Origin of the sequence: Aquabacterium sp., assembly GCF_014378415.1 — a bacterium.
Classification (GTDB): domain Bacteria; phylum Pseudomonadota; class Gammaproteobacteria; order Burkholderiales; family Burkholderiaceae_C; genus Aquabacterium.
In genome coordinates this window covers 1-3,527 of sequence record NZ_JACMNS010000130.1, presented here as the reverse complement: position 1 = coordinate 3,527, position 3,527 = coordinate 1, and the positions used below count along the sequence as shown (strand labels likewise).

General features: G+C 64.8%; 3 protein-coding genes. All 3 read left to right on the top strand.

What is annotated here, in order from left to right:
• The first annotated feature begins 359 nt into the window (after positions 1–359).
• Genes gspG through H7225_RS12125 form a run of 3 tightly spaced genes read left to right on the top strand, consistent with a single transcriptional unit; the run spans position 360 to position 3,480 of the window.
• Entirely contained in the window at positions 360–818 is a 459-nt protein-coding gene (gene gspG, locus H7225_RS12135; RefSeq protein WP_290662146.1) for a type II secretion system major pseudopilin GspG, read from the top strand.
• A gap of 17 nt (positions 819–835) precedes the next feature.
• Positions 836–1,918 carry a type II secretion system F family protein gene (locus tag H7225_RS12130; protein WP_290662144.1) on the top strand — a complete coding sequence of 361 codons (1,083 nt, stop codon included), beginning with the start codon at positions 836–838 and terminating at the stop codon, positions 1,916–1,918.
• A complete protein-coding gene (locus H7225_RS12125) occupies positions 1,915–3,480 on the top strand; it encodes a GspE/PulE family protein (RefSeq protein ID WP_290662142.1) in 1,566 nt (521 codons plus the stop codon). Before H7225_RS12130 ends, H7225_RS12125 begins: the two co-directional genes overlap by 4 nt.
• Positions 3,481–3,527: the final 47 nt, after the last annotated feature.

Sequence of the window (3,527 nt, the reverse complement as noted above, 5' to 3'; positions counted from 1 at the left end):
GGGCGCCACTGAGGGCATGGCCGCAGCTTGCCCTTTTTGGGTGCGGCGGTAGACAACATTGGTGCGCGAGGAAGAGACTTGCGGGTTCATGTTCATTACTCCAGTGTGGTGGTGAATGAAGAGACATGGTGGTGCATCCCCGGGGGTGTCCGAGAACACCTGCCGAGTGTAAGCAAGTCGCATGCTTGCAAGTTCGCACGGGTCACGTGCGGCTCGGCGCTTCAGGGTAGGCAGGCTACATGTCAGTATGAAGACAACTGGCGCGCTGAAAGGACTTGTCACAAAGCTGTCAGCAATGGCCCGATAGGATCATGGTTCTCCCCGTCGCGAGGTTTGGCGGGGCATGAAGGATCCCCTTGATGAACAAGTGCAAAACGCCCCGAGTTGGGGCGTTGGTTAAGCTCGTCCCCAAGTTCCGCCAGTCGGGCTTCACCCTGCTCGAATTGCTGGTCGTGCTGGTCATCATCGGCCTGCTGGCGGGCTATGTGGGCCCGAAGTTTTTTGCCCAGATCGGCAAGTCCGAAGTAAAAACGGCAGCGGCGCAACTGGATGCCTTGGGCAAGGCACTGGACCAATACCGCCTGGACACCGGCCACTACCCCGCGACCGAGCAGGGCCTGGGTGCCCTGTGGGTCAAGCCTGGTGACGAGGCCCGCTGGTGGGGCCCCTACTTGCGCAAGGCGCCGCCCAAGGATCCCTGGGGCCGCGAGTACCAATACCGCGCGCCCGGCGAGCATGGCGACTACGACGTGTTCTCCTTGGGCAAGGATGGCCGCGAAGGCGGCGAGGGCGAAGACCAGGACATCACCAATTGGTGATGCTGCAGGGTCCCACCATGAGCCTCCCCTCTCTGAATACCCTGTTTGCGCCGCGCACGCCTGTGCTGCGCGCCAAGGACTTCCCGCGTCGCCTGTTCTGCCAGGAGCTGGCGGTGTTGCTCGATGCCGGCATCCCCTTGCTGGAATCGCTGATCACGCTGCGCGAGAAGGAAGCCTCCAAGCCCGTGGTCCAGGTGCTGAGTTCGCTGATCGAGGCCTTGTCAGAAGGCAAGACCTTGTCACAAGCCATGCGCTTGACACCGGTGGCCTTCAGCTCATTGCTCATCGCCTCCATTGAAGCCAGCCAGCGCACCGGCCAGACGCCCGAGGCCTTGCGCCAGCATGCCGTCTACCTGGCCTGGTTGAGTGGCCTGCGCGACAAGCTGGTGGGCGCCGCCATCTACCCGGCCATCCTGATCAGTGCCAGCTTCCTGGTGATCACTTTCTTGACGGTGTTCGTGGTGCCGCGCTTTGCCGACATCTACGAAGGCATGGGTGGCGAGTTGCCCTGGTTGTCGGGCGTTCTGCTCAGCACGGGCAAGGCCGTGGGCGAGCACCCCTGGCTGGTGCTGATGGGCTTGGCGGCTTTGGTCGCAGCGGCGGCGGCGGCCTGGCGTGCGCCCACGGTGCGCGCGGCGGTGTCCGACTGGTTGTGGCAAGTGCCCTATGTGGGCGAGCGCCTGCGCCTGGTCGAACTGGCCGCGCTGTACCGCACCTTGGGCCTGCTGCTGCAAGCCGGTGTGGCGGTGGTGGCGGCATTGGAGGCCTCGGCCGAACTGGTCAGCCCCTCATTGCGCCCAGCGCTGGCCTCGGCCACGCAGCGGGTGCGCGAGGGCGCGCGCCTGTCCGACTGCCTGCACCAGCATCAACTGACCACGCCCGTGTCATTGCGCATGATGCGCGTGGGCGAACACACCGGCGAGCTGGGCCCGATGCTGGACCGGGCCGCCACCTTTTATGACGAGGAACTGGCCCGCTTCACCGATTGGGTGGGCCGCGTGGTCAGCCCGGTGCTGATGCTGATCATGGGCGTGTTGATTGGCGGCATCGTGGTGCTGATGTACCTGCCCATCTTCCAGGTGGCGGAGCAGATCCAATGAGCGCGGTCTTGCAATCGGTGCCCCACCAAGCGCCTGAGCTCGCGCCTGCACAGGATCACCAGCCTGATTGGTCCCGCTGGTCCTTGGCGCAAGCCATGCGTTTGCGCGTGGTGGTGGCCCGAGATGCGAACCAGATCCTGTGGGCCCTGAGCCCCACGCCCGACGATGTGATGCTGCGCGATGCCGTGGGCCGCCAGGTGGCCCAATCATTGCGCTGGCGGCAGGTGAGCGACGAAGCCTTGTCCAAGTTGCTGGCCCTGGGTGAAGCCGACTTCGAAGCCCGTGGCACGTTTGCCCACGTGGGCCACGATGAGTCGGGCACAGAAGAAGCTGGTCACGCGCTGTCGGTGGACACCATCAGCCGCCAGAGCAGCCCCGTGGTGCGATTGCTGGACGCCACTTTGTTCGACGCGCTCAAAGCCCAGGCCAGTGATTTGCACCTGGAATCGACCGCATCGGGCATGGTGATCCGCCACCGCCTGGATGGCGTGATGGTGAAGGTGGGCGACGTGGGCTCGCGCGAGGTGGCCGAGCAATTGGTGTCGCGCCTGAAGGTGATGGCCGAGCTGGACATCGGCGAGCGCCGCTTGCCGCAGGATGGGCGCTTCAAGCTGCGCGTGCAGCAAAGTGTGGACAGTGGCGTGCGCGATGTTGATTTCCGCGTGTCGATCATGCCCTCCAGCTTTGGCGAAGACGCGGTGCTGCGCATTCTGGACCGATCGCGCTTGTCCACCGAGGCCGAGGCCTTGAGCCTGGAAGGCTTGGGCTTCGATGCCGACGACAGCGCCGTGGTGCGCCGCCTGGCGGGCAAGCCCTATGGCATGTTGCTGGTCACTGGCCCCACCGGCAGTGGCAAGACCACCACCTTGTACGCCGTGGTGCAAGAGATCAACGATGGCCGCGACAAGATCATCACCATCGAAGACCCGGTGGAATACCAACTGAGCGGCGTGGTGCAGATCCCCGTCAACGAGAAGAAAGGCCTGACCTTTGCGCGCGGCCTGCGCTCCATCCTGCGGCACGACCCGGACCGCGTCATGGTGGGCGAGATCCGCGATGCGGAAACCGCGCAGATCGCCTCGCAAGCCGCGCTGACCGGGCACCTGGTGCTGTCCACCATCCACGCCAACAATGTGTTCGACGTGGTGGGCCGCTTCATGCACATGGGGCTGGATTTGTACAACGTGGTGTCGGCCCTGAACGGCGTGGTGGCCCAGCGCCTGATGCGCAAGCTGTGCACGCACTGTGCGCGGCCCTGGCAGCCGCAGGCCGGTGACCTGAAGGCCGCCATGCTGCCACTGGACACGCATGGGCACTTTCGCGAAGCGGTGGGTTGCCCGCAATGCCGCGGCACGGGCTACAAGGGGCGCAAGGCCATCTCCGAGATTTTGCTGATGGACGACACCCTGCGTGACCTGATCGTCAGCCGTGCTTCGCTGATCCGGATCAAGGCGCATGCGCGGTCCAGCGGCACCAGGTTGCTGCGCGAATCGGCGTTGGCCTGTGTGCTGCGGGGCGAGTCCACGCTGGATGAACTCAACCGTGTGACCTTGGCGGAATGATGCGCTTGACGACGAGCTGGCGTCCCCACCAGGTGTTTTTGCGGCCC

What these genes read in the sequence shown, in the direction of transcription:
- H7225_RS12125 (WP_290662142.1), top strand. Translation starts at nt 1,915, where the DNA reads ATGAGCGCGGTCTTGCAATCGGTGCCCCACCAAGCGCCTGAGCTCGCG.
- gspG (WP_290662146.1), top strand. Translation starts at nt 360, where the DNA reads ATGAACAAGTGCAAAACGCCCCGAGTTGGGGCGTTGGTTAAGCTCGTC.
- H7225_RS12130 (WP_290662144.1), top strand. Translation starts at nt 836, where the DNA reads ATGAGCCTCCCCTCTCTGAATACCCTGTTTGCGCCGCGCACGCCTGTG.